The following is a 15,984-nucleotide window of genomic DNA, read 5'->3' on the forward strand; positions in this document are numbered from 1 at the left end:
CGGGCAACTACTCTCGGTCCGGACGGCCGTCGGCCGATGGCCTGGGCTCGCCGACGACGGGCAGCCGCCAGCCGCGCCGGAGGGCGAGGAAGCGCAGCCCGAAGCAGAGGAGCGCGCCGGCCGTCGTGGCCAGGGAAGACGGAAGCTCGAGCCCGTTTCCGATCACCACCACGGTCGCGCCGGCCAGGGCGGCGACGGCGTAGATCTCGGCGTTGAGCACGGCGGGGACCTCCAGCACCAGCAGGTCGCGGACGATACCGCCCCCGATTCCACTCACCATGCCGAGCAGCGCGGCGGGAAGCGGGCCGAGGTGGAAGGCGAGCGCTTTGTGCGCGCCGGAGACCGCGAAGAGGGCCAGGCCGGCCGCGTCGAAGAGCTGCACGGGGTTCCGCAGGCGCTCCACGACCGAGTGCCAGCGGAGCGTCACGGCGCCGGCGAGGAGCGAGACCGCGACGAACCGCCAGTCGTCGAGGGCAGCCGGCGGCACGGCGCCGATGAGCACGTCGCGAACGATCCCGCCCGAGCTCGCTGCCACCAGCGCCAGCACCAGGGCTCCGAAGACGTCGAGCCGGTGCTTGGCGGCGGCCGCCGCACCGCTGATCGCGAACACGAACGTGCCGCCGAGGTCGAGCGCCATCGGGAGCACGCCCAGATCGACGGCGAAGCGGGTGATGGTCACGGCGAAAGCCAGGCCATCGCCGCGGCCACTGCCGCCGCCACGCCCGTGCGCAGGGTTGGATGCACGACCGGCGCGAAGCGAGGGTTGTGATTGGTCGGGAGGTCGCCCATCCGGCCGGCGGCCCGGGCCTGTCGGTACGCCTCCGGATCAGTGCCACCCACGAACCAGAACACCGAGGGCACGTGCCACTCGGCGCCGAAGCACCCGAAGTCCTCGCTCGCCGACGTCGGCTCCACCTCCTGGACGCACTCGGACGGGAAGCTCCGGCCGAACGACGCGACCACGCGGCGGGTCGCCTCGGGGTCGTTCCGGACGGATCCGTAGCGGTCGAGCGGCGTGATCTCCGGCAGACGAGGCGCCCCGGACGCCGCGGCCTCCGCGTTCACGATCCGCGCGATGGCGGCGAGCACGCGAGCGCGGACGCCCTCGTCGAAGGTGCGGACGTTCAGCTTGAGGAGGGCCTCGTCGGGGATGACGTTCTCCTTCGTGCCGGCCTGCAGCGCGCCCACCGTCACGACGGCGGCCTCGGTCGCGGCGAGCTCGCGGGAGACGATGGTCTGGAGACGGAGCACAGTCGCGGCCGCCATCACCACGGGATCGATGCTCGCCTGAGGCATCGAGCCGTGGGCCCCCCGGCCGAAGAGCCGGATCTGGAGGCTGTCCCCAGCGGAGGTCATGACGCCGGCGCGCCAGCCGAGGACGCCTGCGGCGCCGACCATGACATGCTGCCCGAGGACGACGTCGGGCTTCGGGAACCGGATGAAGAGCCCGTCGTCGATCATCGCCTGGGCGCCGGCGGCGATCTCCTCCGCCGGCTGGAATACGGCGAGCAGCGTCCCTCGCCACGCGCCGCGGGACTGGCCGAACAGCGCCGCCGCGCCCGCCAGCCAGGCCACGTGCATGTCGTGACCGCAGGCGTGCATCACCGGGACGGCGTCGCCGTCGCGGTCGGTGGACGTGGCCGTGCTGGCGTAGGGCAGTCCCGTCAGCTCCTTGACGGGCAGCGCGTCCATGTCGGCGCGCAGCATGACGGTGGGGCCGTCGCCGTTGCGGAGCAGACCGACCACGCCGGTCTTCCCGATGCCCGGCGTCACCTCGTAGCCGGCCGCGCGAAGCCGCCCCGCCGCGATGCCCGCCGTCCGGGTCTCCTGCATCGAGAGCTCGGGGTGCGCGTGGAGATCGGTGTAGAGCCGCTCCAGATCTGGGATCAGACCGTCGAGCGGAGTGAGCAAGTCGTTCACTCCGAGCGCATGCGCCATGTGCTCCTCCCTTCGCTCAGGGAGCCGACACGTCTGGCCGCCGCGTCGCCCGCGGGCCCCTACAGCACGCCGATCTGCCTGAGGAAGCCGACGTGATCGTAGAACAGCTTCTCCTCGACGATCTCGCCGTCCTTCCAGCGGGCGACGGTGCAGAACTCCAGCTGGAACCGCTTGTTGGTCGCCGGATGCACCTTTCCGTCCAGACCCTTCCACGGCCCGATCATCCTGCCCGTCCAGTTCGCGATCGTGCAGGTCCAGTCGCCCGAGGCGATCATGACCTTGTACGGGTCGTTGTCGAGGTGGTTCTCGATCGACTTGAAGAAGGCCTCGGACTCCACCTGGTGCGCATCGCGACCGCGGGTCGGTTCCGGCTGCCCCGGCCAGTAGACGGCGGTGTCCGCCGAGTGGCGCTTCCTGAAGACCTCCCAGTTCTGGGAGTTCCAGGCGTCATCGAGCGTCTTCATCCGCTGAAGATTGTCTTCGCCGCTCATGAGACCCTCCCCCGACGTGAAGCCCCGCGTGCCCGCTGGGGTCCCGGTACTTCGGGTCGGTTCCTTCTACGCTCGCGCCGCGCGCGACTGCATGGCGAAATGAAGGGTCGCCCGGACAGGGGCAGCAGTCCGGCTCTCCACCGGCGCTCCTCTCCGGGCCCATGGCACCTTCGCTGCGCAGGCTGCTGATCCGACGGCCGCTCGCTCACCCGTTCGAGAAGCGCGCGCGACACGCTTGGCGCTGCTCCGTGGTCCAGATGTCCTGCTTCGCCTGAGCTAAGAGTGTGCGGTGCCCGAGGGACGACGAACGCGCTTCGTTGTGACCGTCCTTCTGGTCTCGGCTTGCGCGACCGGCGAGAGGCGGGATTCACCCCAGGTGCACTCGGTCCGGATCCAGGGTGCGCGCCGGGTGAAGGAGGGGGACGTCAAGAAGCACCTCGTCACGACCGAGAACAGCTGGGTCCCGTTCTCGCGGAGGCAGTACTTCGACGAGGATGCGTGGAACACCGACCTGCGCCGGATCGAGAAGTTCTACCGGGCGCAGGGCTTCTACCAGGCCAGGGTGACCGGCGCGGGGGTGAAGCCCCACGGCAAGGGCGAAGTGGACGCGGTCGCGACCGTCCAGGAGGGTGAGCCGACCCACATCACCTCGGTCGCGATCGAGGGGGTGGATGACCTCCCGGAGGAGGACCGGAACCGGCTGCTCTCCGAGGTGAACCTCGAGGTTGGCCAGGTCTTCATCGTGGAGCGCTGGAATGGGCTCAAGGAGAAGCTCCTCCGCACGCTCCTGGAAGAGGGTTACGCGGCAGCCACGGTGCAGGGCGAGGTCAAGGTGGGCCTCGACACCCGCTCGGCTGACGTCGCGGTCAGCATCGATCATGGCCCGCGATACCGGTTCGGCGCCCTGTCGGTGAAGCCCTACACGCCTTCCCGCGTGCCGGCATGGCGCATCACGGAGCAGGCCGCCGCCGAGGCCAAGCCAGGCGACTGGTACTCCTTGAAGGCGCAGCGCGAGGCGGAGGCGCGCGTCTTCAAGATGGACGTCTTCGGAGCGGTGAAGGTGAAGCCGGGAGAGCCCGATCCGGCAGAGCTCACCGTGCCGTTGCAGGTGGACGCCCAGGAATCGCGATTCCACACGCTCGCCACCGGCGGCGGCATCTCCGTGGACCAGACGCGCCAGGAGGTCGGCGCCACCGCGGGCTACATCGACCGCGACTTCCGGGGCGGCCTCCGCAAGCTGACGCTCGATGCCAGGGCCGGCTACGCGTGGATTCCCACCTTCTATGCATCGAGCGCCTCCGGCGCAAAGTCAGGGGTGGTGGGGAGCCTCAGCGCGCAGCTCGAGCAGCCCAGGTTCTTCTTCCGCGATCTCAAGCTCGACACGAGGCTCGCCATCGAGCGCGGGATCGAGCCCGCCTACAGCTACTACGGCAGCCGCGCGAAGCTGGGCGTGGTCTACACGCCGACGAACCACCTCTCCATCACGCCCTCCTACAACCTCGAGTGGTACCACCTCGAGTCCGGCACCGCGCAGCTCGGTGGCACCGCGCCGACGCTGCTCTTCGGATGCCCCACCAACTGCGTGCTCTCGTACGCGGAGGAGGTCGTCGAATGGGATCAGCGGGACGACCGCCAGGAGCCTCGCCGCGGCTACTACCTCGCGCTGTCGCTCCAGGAGGGCGGCGGGATCCTGGGCGGAAGCTTCGGGTACTTCCGGATCATCCCGGAGGTCCGCGCCTACGTCTCGTTCCTCGAAGAGGACACGCTGACGTTCGCCGCCCGGCTGAAGATGGGCACGCTCATCCCCTTCGACGGGATTGACACCTCGAGCCCCATCGTCGCGCGGTTGTACTCCGGCGGGAACGACATGCGCGGCTTCAACACGCGCAGGCTCGCGCCGCAGGTCGTGCAGCCCGTGTCCGGCTCCACGACGGAGGGCTACACGGTGCCCGTGGGCGGGAACGGGCTCTTCGAGTCCTCGTTCGAGGTTCGCTACAACGTGACCGGCAACTTCGTCCTGGCCGCCTTCGTGGACACGGGGTTCGTCACCGCCGAGCGCATCGGCAGGACGCCCTTCCTCGACGACATGCTGGTCGCGGTGGGCGCCGGGGCCCGCTATCGAACCCCCATCGGGCCGATCCGGGTCGACTTCGGTTACCGCCTGGACGTCGGCCCTCCCCTGCAGGTGTTCCAGCAGCCCGGCACGTCGCTCAGCTACCCGACGCGGTCGAGCTGCTTCGGGCTCGGGAGCGGCGGGCCGACCGCGGGGGCGCCGGAAGGCCCTTGCGTGCTGCACATCTCGATCGGCGAGGCGTTCTGAGCTGCGACGCACCGCTCGGTGGGCGGACGAGCATGCAGGGCCACCCGTCGATTCCAACTTGTGCCGGCGCGCTTTACCCATGGGGAAGCCCGCCTGTCTCCGGTGGCGGAACGAGGGGGTCGTCCGTGGCACCGTCCGGATCGAGCGGGGCTCCGAGCCGGAGCCCGCGCCGGCACAAGTGGCTGAGGCGGCTATCCATCGGCGCGCTGTCGCTCGTGGGCCTCGTGCTCGTCGTCATCGCCGGGGCGCTGACCTACCTCGCGTCGCCGTCCGGAGGAGAGAGGCTTCGCGCGCTCCTCGTGGAGAAGGCGAACGCGACCATCGAGGGCGCGCTCTCGGTTGGAGCGCTCTCCCTCGCGGGGCCGCACCTCGTGCTCAGGGATGTGGAGCTCCGCGATCCGGAGGGCGACCTCGTCGCGGGCGTCTCCGGCCTCGAGGTGCGACTTCGGCTCGCGCCGCTCATCCGGCGGCGCATCGATGTCGCCATCGTTCGGCTGGACGCGCCCGAGCTCCACCTCGAGCAGGACGACGGCGGGAGCAACCTCCAGCGCGCCATCGCCGCGCGCACCCGGACCCCCGGGCCCGAGCCCGAGACGCGAGGCGAGGGGAGCAGCTTCGGATTCGTGCTGGAGGACCTCGAGATCGCGGGCGGCGTCATCGACGTCGTGCAGCGCTCCGCCGACGGTACGCGCCACGTCCACCTCGACGACCTCAGGGCGCTCGGCTCCGCGAACAAGGTGGGAGCAGCACTCGGAGCGCGGCTGGAGATCACCGCGGCGCTCGCCGCTCCCCTCGAGGCCCTCCTTCACCTGAGCGTCGACGCGACGGGCGCGGGAGAGCGCAAGGACGCGCGGGTCGCGCTCGAGCTCGGCGCCGCGGCGCTCGTCGCCACGGCGCACCTGGACGACGAGCGCCACGTCGAGGCGCGCATCGAGTCGCTCGTGGTCCCGCCGGAGGTCGCCCGGGCCCTTGCGCCGGGCTACCCCCTCCGTGCACCCGCGACGCTGTCGGCGGAGGCGAAGCGCAGCGGCGACGAGCTGTCGCTCCACCTCGTCGCGAAGGCGGGGTCGGCGTCCGCGCGCGTGGAGGGGACGTTCGACCTCGCGGCCCGACGCGCTCGCGCCGCGAGGCTGACGGTCCGGCACGTGGACCTGAGCGAGCTCACCGACCGCGGCCCCACGTCCGACGTGGGTCTCACGCTGCTCGCGTCCGGGGGAGGGACGTCGCTGGACGACGCCGTCGGCCGGCTCGAGCTCAGCGTGCCTCCCTCACCGATCGCGGAGGAGACCATGGGTCCGGTGCACGTGGTGGCGAGCGCCGCGGACGGCGAGGTCCAGCTCCGCGACCTCGTCGTGAGCGTCCCGGGCGTGCGGATCGAGGCGCGAGGGCAGGGCAGGAAGGAGCGGCTCTCGTTCGCCGGGAGGCTCATCGTGAGCGACCTCGACGCGTTCAGCCGGACGATCGGCAAGCTCGTCGGGCCCACGGGCCTCTCCGCGAAGGGGCAAGGCCTGCTGGAGTTCGCCTTGAGCGGATCGACCGAGGCGCCGTCGGTCGAGGCGGACGGCAGCTTCCCCGTCCTCACGTACGAGCAGACGCGGGTGGACGGACTGGCGCTCCATCTCCATGTGCCGAACGTGAAAGCTCCGGCCGGGATGCACGCGCGCCTCGAGGCGAGGAAGGTGGCGCTCGCGCCCCGGAAGATCTTCCGGGGGGTACATCTCGCGGTGGATGGCGAGGGCGAGGAGCTCACGCTCGACGCCGCCGTGCACGGCTACGCGGAGCTGAGCGTCGGCGGGCGGGCCTCGCTCTCACCGGATGGACACGGCGGGACGCTGCGGGCGCTGGCGCTGCGCTATCCGGAGGCGAGCTGGGAGCTCGAGGCGCCGGTCCGGATCGAGTCGCGCCCGGGAGTCGTGGCGGTGTCGCCTTTCACGCTGCGGTCGGGCGATCAGGTCATCTCGGCCAGGGTGCTGAAGCGCCGGACGAAGCTCGACGCCGCGCTCGAGGTCCGTTCCCTCGATCTCGGCAGGCTCCCGAGGGCCTTCGTCGATCCGGCGCTCGGACTCGGCGGGGTGCTGAACGTCCGGGTGCGCGCGACGGGGCAGAGCTCGAAGCCGGACGTGATGGCTCAGGTCGACCTCCGGGGGGGACGCTTCGAGCGGTACCGCGAGCTCCAGCTCCGGGTCGACGCGGGCTACGCCGGGGACGTGGCGAAGGGAACGCTCGCCGCGAAGGGCCAGGGCGTCGGGCTGACCGGCAGCTTCGACGTGCCGGTGAAGGCGCTCGAGCGCGGGCGGCGCGTCCCGGTGAAGGTGGAGCTCGTGCTCGCCGAGCTGCGCCTGGACGAAGCGCTCCGGGAGCTCGGCGTCGAGACGCCCGTCTCCGGGCTCGTCTCGGCGCGGGTCTCGGTCTGGGGGACGGCGGACGATCCCCGCCTCCGGGTCGCGCTCGAGGGGCGCCGGCTCCGGGCGAAGCAGCTCCCGCCCTCCGACGTCGACGTCACCGTGGAGAGCGCGGACGCGGGTCGGCTCCGAGCGCGCGCGGACCTGGCGCTGGAGGGGAGGAAGAGCTTCGTCGAGGTGAGGACCCCCTTCACGCTCGGGCAACTCCTCCGCGAGCGGCCCGGCGCGGCAGCGCTCACTGCGGCCGAGTTCGCCCTCGAGGCCGACGTCCGGGACCTCCCCCTGAAGCTCCTGTCCGAGGCAGGGATGAGCACGCAGCCGCTGGACGGCACGCTGAGCGCGCGGGCGCACGCAACGGTCTCGGCCGCCGCGCCCCGCGGCGAGGTGTCCCTTAGCGCGAAGCGGGTGGGGATCCAGGGCCGGGCGCCCGTGGACGCAAACGTCGAGCTCCACGCCGGCGACGATCTCCGCGCCGACGTGTGGGCCGAGCAGGGCGGGAAGCCGCTGCTCACGGCCAAGGCCCGCGTCGGCATCGGGCCGAAGCAGCTGAAAGATCGAGCCCGCCTGGCGCAGGCGCCGCTCACGCTGGAGGCCAACGTCGGCCCGCTCTCCCTGTCCCAGCTCCAGGCCGCGGCGCAGCCGGCGAACGTGGACCCGGCGCAGGCGCAGGTGCAGGTCCGCGGCACGCTCGCGGGCCGGCTCGCGGTGAGCGGCACGGTTCGAGACCCGCGGGCGCTGCTCCGGGTATGGGCGGACGGGCTCGGCGCCGGCGACGGTCCCGAGGGGCGGGTGGCGTTGAGCTTCGAGTACGGGAGCGCGAAGGAGACGCTGGACCTTCTGATGCGATCGCAGAATGGGGGCGAGCTGCACGCGACCGCGAACGGGCACCTCGACCTGTCCCATCCCAGCGCGACGCGGCTCGACGCAGCGCCGATCGAGGCGACGCTCAGCGCGAAGGACTTCGACCCGGCGTTTCTCGCGAAGCTCAGCGGTGCGGTGGACCGGCTGGGAGGGCTCCTCTACGCGGACGCCCGCGCGGGCGGGACGATGACTTCGCCGACCGTGAAGGGCAGGATCGAGTGGAAGGACGGCGCGGTCTTCACGCACGGCAGCGGGAGCTTCACGGGCATGCACCTGGTGGCGAGCGGTGACGATCGCCGCATGCAGCTCGAGGAGCTGACCGCGAAGAGCGGAAAGGGCACGGCCAAGCTCTCGGCCGTCGTCGAGCGGACGGGCAGCGGGACGTTCAAGATCCACGCCCAGGCCGACGTGGACAAGCTCCCGGTGATGTCCCAGGGGCAGCTCGCGGCGACCCTGTCCATCCGCAGCACTGCCGAGGGCGAGGCGTCTCCCGCCCGCATCGCGATCGAGAACCTCCACATTCCCGAGGCGCACGTGCAGCTCCCGGTCGTGCAACGGAAGGACGTGCAGAAGCTGGATGACCCCCCTGACGTCGTGTTGACGCTCGACGGGAAGCCGATCCGCGGCTCGAAGACGAAGTCGCCGCAGGTGGTGGCGGCGACGGGGACGGCGGGGGCGGCGGGGACGGGCTCCTCCGCGAGCGATGGCGAATCGCCTGTCCCGGCACGTCCGGTCACGGAGGTGACGGTGCTCGTGAACGCTCCGAGGAACCTCTGGATCGAGGGCAACGACGTCAACACGGAGATCGGGTTCTCGGAGGGCTTCCGCATCGAGTACGCCACCGAGCCCAGGATCTTCGGCGACGTGAACGTCCTCCGCGGGCGGCTCGAGGTGTTCGGGCGACGTTTCGACCTGGAGCGCGACTCGAAGGTCACGTTCGCGGGGCCGCCCATGCAGCCCGCATTGAACGTCACGGCGACCTACAAGAACGAGATCGAGCAGGTGACGGTGCACCTGAACGTGCAGGGCGAGCCCGAGAAGCTGGAGCTCAAGCCGACGTCGGACCCGCCGCTCTCCGAGACGGAGATCTACACGTTGCTCGCGACCGGCCACACCTCCCTGCACCACGGGACCGGCGCCTCATCGCCGGCCGGCGAGGCGGCGTCGCTCCTGGGCTCGGTCGCGGCGTCGCAGCTCAAGAAGACGCTCTCCGGCAAGCTGCCGCTCGACGTGCTCTCCATCGAGGCGGGAGACAGCGGCGTCGAGGGCTCGAAGCTCGAGGCCGGCACCTACGTCAACGACCGGTTCTACGTGGGGTTCAAGGGTCGGATCGGTGCGGACCCGATGCGCGGCGAGAACTCCAACGAGGTGGACCTCGAGTACCAGCTCTCGAAGCGCTGGAGCATCAACGGTAGGTACGGGGACGCGCGCGCGGGCGGAGCCGGTGTGAGCTGGCGGAAGGATTATTGAAGGATCGCGCTGAGAGATCTCGTGCCAGCGTGGTCGACGCCCGCGTCGACCGGCGTGGGAGCCCTGGAACTCGTGTGCAGAGGCCACGAGTGAATGAGTAGACTGTGGGGCATGTACCGAGGCCCCTCGATGCTCGGGACGGCGACGGCCGCGCTCGACCCCGGGCTGGTGTCGGCCCTCGCGGCGTGCGGGATCCTCGTCGTCGGCCTCTTCGCGCCGTTCCTGGCCCGCCGCGCGGTGTCGCGCGCGATCGAGCGCCGGTTCCCGGTTCCTCCCGACGCGCGTGCGCCGGGTCACCGAGAGCGCCTGGAGACGCGGGTGCTCCACGCGTACGTGATGTTCCTCGCGTTCGCCTGGACGCTCGGGATGGTCTTTGCGGTCCGCTGGATCGTGTTCGCGGTCTACCGCCTGATGGCTTTGCGGCCGTTTCCCCAGCCCACGTCGATTGCCGATCTGGCGAAGGGCGCGCTTGGGCTCGCGGTGATGACGGGATACGGGAGGCTGTTGTTCCGGCAGCTCGGCGCGTCGCGACGGCGGCGGGCGGCGAGGCCCCCGTCGGCCACGCTGCGGTTTGGGGCCTAGCCGCCGTGGGTTGGTGCGTCCGCGCTCACACCTGCCGAGTCGCGACAGGCGCCGGCGCGACGATCGATTTCTACGAAATCGGAACAACTCTCGGTCGGGACGTCACGCTATCCGATGCAGCAGAATCGTGGATATCGGCGAGGGCGGGCAGGAGGACGTGCTACTAAACGAGTACCCGCGGTAGCCTTCGGTCACCCACAGTGCGTCTCGCCGCCGCGGCATGGTCCCCATGGCCCGAACCAAGCTCCTTGGCCCCGACCCCGCCTTCGGACGTGCGCTCGAGGTCGTGCGCCGCGCGCCCGTGACGACCCTGTTCCTGGCCGCCTGCGTCGTGCTGTTCGTCATCGCGGAGCAGCACGGATCGACGGAGGACGTGGACACGCTCGTGCGGTTCGGCGCGACGGAGCGTGGACGCGTCTGGGCGGGCGAGGTCTGGCGCCTCGTCAGCTCTGCTTTCCTGCACATCGGGGTCGTTCACCTCGCCTGGAACGTCGTGACGATGGTCGGGTGGTGCACGCCGGTGGAGCGTGCGCTCGGGTCGGCGCGCTTCGCCGTCCTGTATCTCGGCGCGGCCATCGCCGCGTCGGCGACGAGCGTGCTCGCGCACGACGTGATCGGTGCGGGAGCGTCCGGGGCCGGGTTCGGTGTCGTCGGCGCCTGGCTCGCGCTCGACGCGCGCCGCCTGGGCACGTGGCGGGCGTTCGTGCGCAGTCGCAGAGTTCAGCGCGTCGCCGGCACTGCGGCCCTGTGGACCCTCGCGCTCGCGGGGATGAACGTGGATCACGCGGCGCACCTCGGCGGTCTCGTCGCGGGCGTGGCGCTCACCTGGGCGCTGACGACCCCCGCCGTCGCTCCCGCCGCTTCGTCGCGGTGAAACGGCTGGAGGCCCAGGTCAAGGCCTGGGTCGGGGCTAGCCGCGCCTCGACAGCCACAGGGTGAGGCCGAGCGCGAGCGCCCCGGCGCCGCCGGCCGAGACGAAGGCCGCCGGGTACCCGTACCCGCCGATCACCGCGCCCGCCGCGGGCCCGCTCACGAACAGCGACAGATCCACGAAGGCGGTGTAGGCGCCGAGCGCCGCCCCGCGGCTCTCGGCCGGGACGTGGCGCACCGCCTCGACCCCGAGCGCCGGAAACACGAGGGAGAACCCGAACCCGGTGAGCGCCGCTCCCGCGAACGCGGCGCTTCGCGCGGGGGCGAGGCCGAGGAGCGCGAGCCCCACGGCTTCGACCGCGAACGATGCCGCGGCGACGGGGAACCCGCCGAACCGCTGGATCACGTCGGAGAGGAGCAGGCGCGCCCCGATGAAGCAGACGCCGTACACGGAGAGCGCGAGCGCGGCTCCCGACCAGCCCCGCTGCGCGTAGTAGAGCGTCACGAAGGCGGCGATCACGCCGAAGCCGACGCCGCCCAGGGCGAGCCCGATGCCGTGCGGCGTCACGCGCCAGAGGATCCGGCGGAACGGCATCCGCTCGCCGTGGACGACCGCAGCCGGGTTCATGCGCAGCGCGAGCGCGGCGCTCGCGAGCGACAGGGCCACCACGAACGCGCCGACCGAGGCGAGCCCCCAGCGCCGCTCCAGGACCACGCCGAGCGGCGCCCCGGCGGCGAGCGCGCCGTAGGTCGCGATGCCGTTCCAGGAGATGACCCTCGCCGTGTGCCGGTAACCGACCCGGCCGATCCCCCACATCGTCGCGCCGGTCGCGACCATGCTCTCGCCGGCCCCGAGCAGGAGCCGTCCCGCGATGAGGCTGCCGAGCCCGAGCCCGCGCACGCCGTCCCCCCACGCGGCGAGCAGGGAGAGCGCGCCGCTCCCGGTGCAGGCGAGCAGCCCGTAGAGGACCGTGCGCTTGGGACCGAGCGCGTCGGTCATCCGTCCGGCGTGCGGACGGCTGAGCACCGTCGCCACGTACTGGGCGCTCACCACGAGCCCGGCGACCACCGTGCTCAGCCCGAGCCGCAGGTGCACGTACGAGGGCAAGATCGCGAGCAGCATCCCGATGACGAGGTAGCAGGCGAAGCTGAAGCCGACCGCGGGCAGGATCCGGGTGGTCACGCCGGAGTCGGGATCGTTCGCGGGCGGCGCGGGGCCGGGACGGGAGGTCGCGAGCGGTCGGGCCAAGTGAAAGAGCAGGCGCTCCGGCGGGCGGGAGCGAGGGGATATAGCCTCGCGCGCCGCGCCGCGCCGTGACCTGCGCCGGCCGACTCCGGAGATGGCGTGCACGTTGCGCGTGCCCTCGCGCGCCAGGAAACGTGCAGCGGACCTCCCCGATGGTGGTTTGCATCCTGCAACGCTGCGACCCCGGGCGCGCCCTCGGCGCCTTCCGCCGACCTCGCCGGCACGCGGAGCCTGGACCCGGTTCCGCGGATCGGCCCGCGAGCGGGCCTGCGCTGCGGGGGTCAGGTGGCGCGGATCGTGCTGATGCTCCGTGCGTGATGGCTCCCCGCTCGGACGAGCGAGCGACTCGGGGTCGCTCGGGCGTGCGCAGGCCGACCACGGGGCGGCTCGGAGCGGAAGGAGGACGGACGTGCTCGACCGGATCTCGACGACTTGCCTCGTGGTGACGTTGCTCGCGCCCTTGCCCGCCGTCTCGGAGGAGGCGGTCCAGAACGCGCCTCCACCGAAGTGGTACGACACGTTCGAGCTCCACGGTCTGGTCGACACCTACTTCTCCGCCAACCTGGATCAGGCGCAGAGCACGGCGAACCCGCTCCGCGCGTTCGACCAGACGAACGGGTTCGAGCTGTCGTTCGCGAAGCTCACCGCGCAGCTCACGCCGCCGAAGCCGTACTCGGTGGGCTTCCGCGCCGACGTCGGGTTCGGCCAGACCGCGAGCGCGCTGATGTTCAGGAGCACGCCGTCGAGCGGCGACGTCGTCGTCGAGCAGGCGTTCGTGAGCTACAAGCTCCCGGGCGACATCGTCGTCGACGGAGGCAAGTTCGTCACCAACGCCGGCGCCGAGGTGATCGAGGCGAAGGACGACTGGCTGTACTCCCGCTCGCTGCTCTTCTCGTTCGCGATCCCGTTCACGCACACCGGCCTGCGGGTGACGATCCCGGTGCCCCGAGTGGCCGGGCTGTCGGTGATGGCGGCGCTGTTCAACGGCTGGGACAACCCGCCGAAGGAGGTCGGCCCGCAGAAGATGGGGCACCTCGCGCTCGTCTACGCGGGGCCGTCGAGCACCACGGTGACCCTGAACGCGATGTACGGCCGCAATCCCTACGAGAAGGACGACCGCCTCCTCCTCGACGGCGTCGTCGGCAGGGCCTTCGGGCCGCTGTCGCTGAACCTCAACGCCGACTACGGCAGGCTCGGGAGCGCGAGCTACTGGGGGATCTCCGGCATGGCCCGGGTCGCGTTCTTCGGGGATCGCCTCCGGATCTCCGGCCGCGGCGAGTACCTGGACGACTCGGACGGCATCCAGGTCGCGCCGCCGACGCCGAACAAGTACTGGGAAGGCACGCTCGGCCTGTCGGTGCCGCTGGGCTCGACCGCCGAGCTCCGACTGGAGGGGCGGCACGACCGCGTGGACACGGGCGACCTCACGCCGGGCAAGAGCTACCAGACGACGGTCCAGGCCGCTGCGCTGGCCTGGTTCTGACCCCGGCGATCCGGCGCCGACGCCCGGCGTGCTCCTCCCAGGCGCCCAAGGACCAGGCGCGGGCGCGTGCCGCCGGACGAGAACGTTGCGACCGGGCCGATGCGAGGCCGGAGGCACACGGGTCGCTCGTCTCTTGCACCCCGACCGCTCCGCAACCGATCAGAATCGCGCGGCTCGTCCGAGGCTTCGTTACATGGCGGCGAACCACCGTCGCGTGCCGCAGCCGGCTGATGCGAGGCACGGGACGAGGGAACGGGTGAAGGCATGTCCGAGACGATCGACCGTGGTCGCCGCCGGTTCTGTGGCACCGCAGCCATGACGATGGCCGCCGCCCAGTTCGGCATGCTGCGTTCAGCGGACGCGCAAGCCGTCAAGGAAGGCGCGGCAGATGGGGCCGCCAGGCGAGGGACGAACACATCGTTCGGTCCTCTCAAGCAGGTCGATGCGGGCCTCCTGAGCGTTGGATACGCCGAAGTCGGCCCCGCCACGGGGCCGGCGGTCGTTCTTCTGCACGGCTGGCCTTACGACATCCACAGCTACGTCGACGTCGCTCCGCTGCTGGCCTCGGCGGGCTACAGGGTGATCGTCCCGTATCTGCGCGGCTATGGCACGACGCGCTTTCGTTCCAGTGAGACGTTCCGCAACGCCCAGCAATCGGTCGTGGCCCTCGACGTCATCGCTCTCATGGACGCTCTCGAGATCCGGAAGGCGATCGTCGCCGGTTTCGATTGGGGAGCGCGGACGGCCGACATCATGGCGGCGCTCTGGCCTGAGCGCTGCAAGGCCATCGTCTCCGTGAGCGGCTACCTGATCACGAGTCTCGAGGCGAACATGCAACCGTTGCCGCCGGTGGCTGAATACGGCTGGTGGTACCAGTACTACTTCGCCACGGAACGCGGCCGAGCCGGGTACGACAAGTACCGTCACGAGTTCAACAAGCTCATCTGGAAGAACGTCTCGCCGAAATGGCACTTCGATGACGCTACCTTCGACCGCACGGCAGCGTCGTTCGACAACCCGGATCACGTCGCGATCGTCATCCACAACTACCGCTGGCGGCTGGGGCTGGCAAAGGGCGAGTCGCGATACGACGAACTCGAGCAGAAGCTGTTCAAGGGTCCTGTCATCTCCGTACCGGCAATCACCATTGCCAGTGACTTCGACGGTCCGGGTGCGGACGGCTCGGCCTATCGCAAGAAATTCTCGGGCAAGTACCGGCACCAGATTCTCGAGGGCATCGGCCACAACGTGCCTCAGGAAGCTCCGCAGGCCTTTGCGAAAGCCATCGTCGAGGTCGATGGTCTTTGAGTCCGACATCGACGCTGACGATCCCGGCCGACTACGACTTCATCGCTCACGCTCGACGAGACCTACCGCTTCTCGTCGAGAGGTGCGTCGGCTCAAGGCGCTGGTGAGCAACCGTGGCGGACCCGACGCAGCCTCGCTCGGTCAACTGCGCATGACACGACCGGAGAGGCCCGACCGAAAGTTCCCGTCGACGTGAAGCGACAAAGGAACCATCGCACCACCGTTACCAGGCCGGCGAGATAGCGAGGCCGGAGGGCGTCAGGCGTCCGAGCGTCAAGACGTCGCCGCTATCGAACCCGGCCGCGATCCACAGCTCGGTGCGGCCTCGGGCCAGGAGCTGTTGGCCGAGATCCTGGCAGAGGTGCTTCGCCGCGAGCACGCCAAACCCGAGCACGAGCGGATACTCGGCGTCGTTACCGAGGCTGCCTTCCGACGCGTACGCGGTCCGGTACACTTGGGCTAGCAGCTCGGAGTGAGCGTAGCGGCCTTCGGGAAACCAGTGCTCACTGACCGACGACAACCAGTCCCCTGAGCCGTAGATGCCGCCGGCGACGTAGACGTCGGCAACCGGCTCGCCATCGTCGTACACTGGGTTGAACAGGCCGAAGTAGAGCCCCGTCACCGAGGGGTCCGGCGGCGCGGAGTGCAGAACGCGCCCCAGCCATCCACGGAGTCTCTGCAGCTCGGCGTCGAAGTCGAGCGTGCGAAACCGCTCCCAGTCTGCGTGCGGCCGGTTCGATGCACACCAGGCCACGAGCTGGCGCCAGGCAGTGCTGCCGTCTAAGTCGCGTCCAGCAAGGTCGGAAATCAGTGTGGCAGCCCCATCCATGTCCAAGCCGTCAGGTCCCATCGCGTTCTCCGGTCCGGAGAGACTACCAAACCCGAGAGGCCGGAGAGGCCCGATACACGAAGTGTGAAGACATGTGAACGAAGGCCGCCCGTCTGACGCGGTCCCGGGCCGCGCCCCGCCCGCTCGCGGCGGGGGCGCGGGCGCCGTCGAGCGGTCGCCTCCC

General features: G+C 70.8%; 11 protein-coding genes. 6 read left to right on the forward strand and 5 right to left on the reverse strand.

The features are described from left to right. Positions 1 to 7 precede the first annotated feature (7 nt). Genes AMOR_RS18990 through AMOR_RS19000 form a run of 3 tightly spaced genes read right to left on the reverse strand, consistent with a single transcriptional unit; the run spans position 8 to position 2,402 of the window. Positions 8 to 679, reverse strand: a complete 672-nt coding sequence (locus AMOR_RS18990) for a trimeric intracellular cation channel family protein (protein WP_248353263.1) — start codon at positions 677 to 679, stop codon at positions 8 to 10. Further along, the gene (locus AMOR_RS18995; protein WP_248353264.1) at positions 676 to 1,938 is read right to left on the reverse strand and encodes a M20 family metallopeptidase; all 1,263 of its coding nucleotides are present in this window, start codon (positions 1,936 to 1,938) and stop codon (positions 676 to 678) included. Before AMOR_RS18995 ends, AMOR_RS18990 begins: the two co-directional genes overlap by 4 nt. A 59-nt stretch (positions 1,939 to 1,997) precedes the next feature. After that, complete coding sequence (locus AMOR_RS19000; RefSeq protein WP_248353265.1) at positions 1,998 to 2,402, reverse strand: ester cyclase; 405 nt, start codon at positions 2,400 to 2,402, stop codon at positions 1,998 to 2,000. 403 nt (positions 2,403 to 2,805) lie between these two features. On the opposite strand from AMOR_RS19000, the gene AMOR_RS19005 reads away from it, so the two are divergent. The 4 genes from AMOR_RS19005 to AMOR_RS19020 all read left to right on the forward strand — a co-directional run bounded on the left by AMOR_RS19005 (position 2,806) and on the right by AMOR_RS19020 (position 10,938). Next, a complete protein-coding gene (locus tag AMOR_RS19005) occupies positions 2,806 to 4,749 on the forward strand; it encodes a BamA/TamA family outer membrane protein (protein ID WP_248353267.1) in 1,944 nt (647 codons plus the stop codon). A 125-nt stretch (positions 4,750 to 4,874) separates the two neighbouring features. Further along, on the forward strand, positions 4,875 to 9,482 hold the full coding sequence (locus AMOR_RS19010; RefSeq protein WP_248353268.1) for a translocation/assembly module TamB: 4,608 nt from the start codon (positions 4,875 to 4,877) through the stop codon (positions 9,480 to 9,482). A 111-nt stretch (positions 9,483 to 9,593) separates the two neighbouring features. Further along, positions 9,594 to 10,064, forward strand: a complete 471-nt coding sequence (locus tag AMOR_RS19015) for a hypothetical protein (RefSeq protein WP_248353269.1) — start codon at positions 9,594 to 9,596, stop codon at positions 10,062 to 10,064. 229 nt (positions 10,065 to 10,293) lie between these two features. Next, positions 10,294 to 10,938 (forward strand): rhomboid family intramembrane serine protease, encoded by a 645-nt coding sequence (locus tag AMOR_RS19020; RefSeq protein WP_248353270.1) that lies wholly within the window; start codon positions 10,294 to 10,296, stop codon positions 10,936 to 10,938. 36 nt (positions 10,939 to 10,974) lie between these two features. Here the strand turns inward: AMOR_RS19020 and AMOR_RS19025 are convergent, their stop codons facing one another. Next, positions 10,975 to 12,117, reverse strand: a complete 1,143-nt coding sequence (locus AMOR_RS19025; RefSeq protein ID WP_248353271.1) for an MFS transporter — start codon at positions 12,115 to 12,117, stop codon at positions 10,975 to 10,977. A gap of 472 nt (positions 12,118 to 12,589) precedes the next feature. Between AMOR_RS19025 and AMOR_RS19030 the strand changes: the two genes are divergently transcribed. Continuing rightward, positions 12,590 to 13,663, forward strand: a complete 1,074-nt coding sequence (locus AMOR_RS19030; protein WP_248353272.1) for an outer membrane beta-barrel protein — start codon at positions 12,590 to 12,592, stop codon at positions 13,661 to 13,663. A gap of 264 nt (positions 13,664 to 13,927) precedes the next feature. After that, a complete protein-coding gene (locus AMOR_RS19035) occupies positions 13,928 to 14,971 on the forward strand; it encodes an alpha/beta fold hydrolase (protein ID WP_248353273.1) in 1,044 nt (347 codons plus the stop codon). A gap of 223 nt (positions 14,972 to 15,194) precedes the next feature. On the opposite strand, the gene AMOR_RS19040 is transcribed toward AMOR_RS19035, so the two are convergent. Then, positions 15,195 to 15,821 (reverse strand): hypothetical protein, encoded by a 627-nt coding sequence (locus AMOR_RS19040; protein WP_248353275.1) that lies wholly within the window; start codon positions 15,819 to 15,821, stop codon positions 15,195 to 15,197. Positions 15,822 to 15,984: the final 163 nt, after the last annotated feature.

The organism is Anaeromyxobacter oryzae, from assembly GCF_023169945.1.
In the GTDB taxonomy this organism is placed as follows: Bacteria; Myxococcota; Myxococcia; order Myxococcales; family Anaeromyxobacteraceae; genus Anaeromyxobacter; species Anaeromyxobacter oryzae.

Coding starts and splice junctions, on each gene's coding strand:
- AMOR_RS18995 (WP_248353264.1), bottom strand. CDS start 1,938: ATGGCGCATGCGCTCGGAGTGAACGACTTGCTCACTCCGCTCGACGGT.
- AMOR_RS19000 (WP_248353265.1), bottom strand. CDS start 2,402: ATGAAGACGCTCGATGACGCCTGGAACTCCCAGAACTGGGAGGTCTTC.
- AMOR_RS19015 (WP_248353269.1), top strand. CDS start 9,594: ATGTACCGAGGCCCCTCGATGCTCGGGACGGCGACGGCCGCGCTCGAC.
- AMOR_RS19020 (WP_248353270.1), top strand. CDS start 10,294: ATGGCCCGAACCAAGCTCCTTGGCCCCGACCCCGCCTTCGGACGTGCG.
- AMOR_RS19035 (WP_248353273.1), top strand. CDS start 13,928: ATGTCCGAGACGATCGACCGTGGTCGCCGCCGGTTCTGTGGCACCGCA.
- AMOR_RS19040 (WP_248353275.1), bottom strand. CDS start 15,821: ATGGGACCTGACGGCTTGGACATGGATGGGGCTGCCACACTGATTTCC.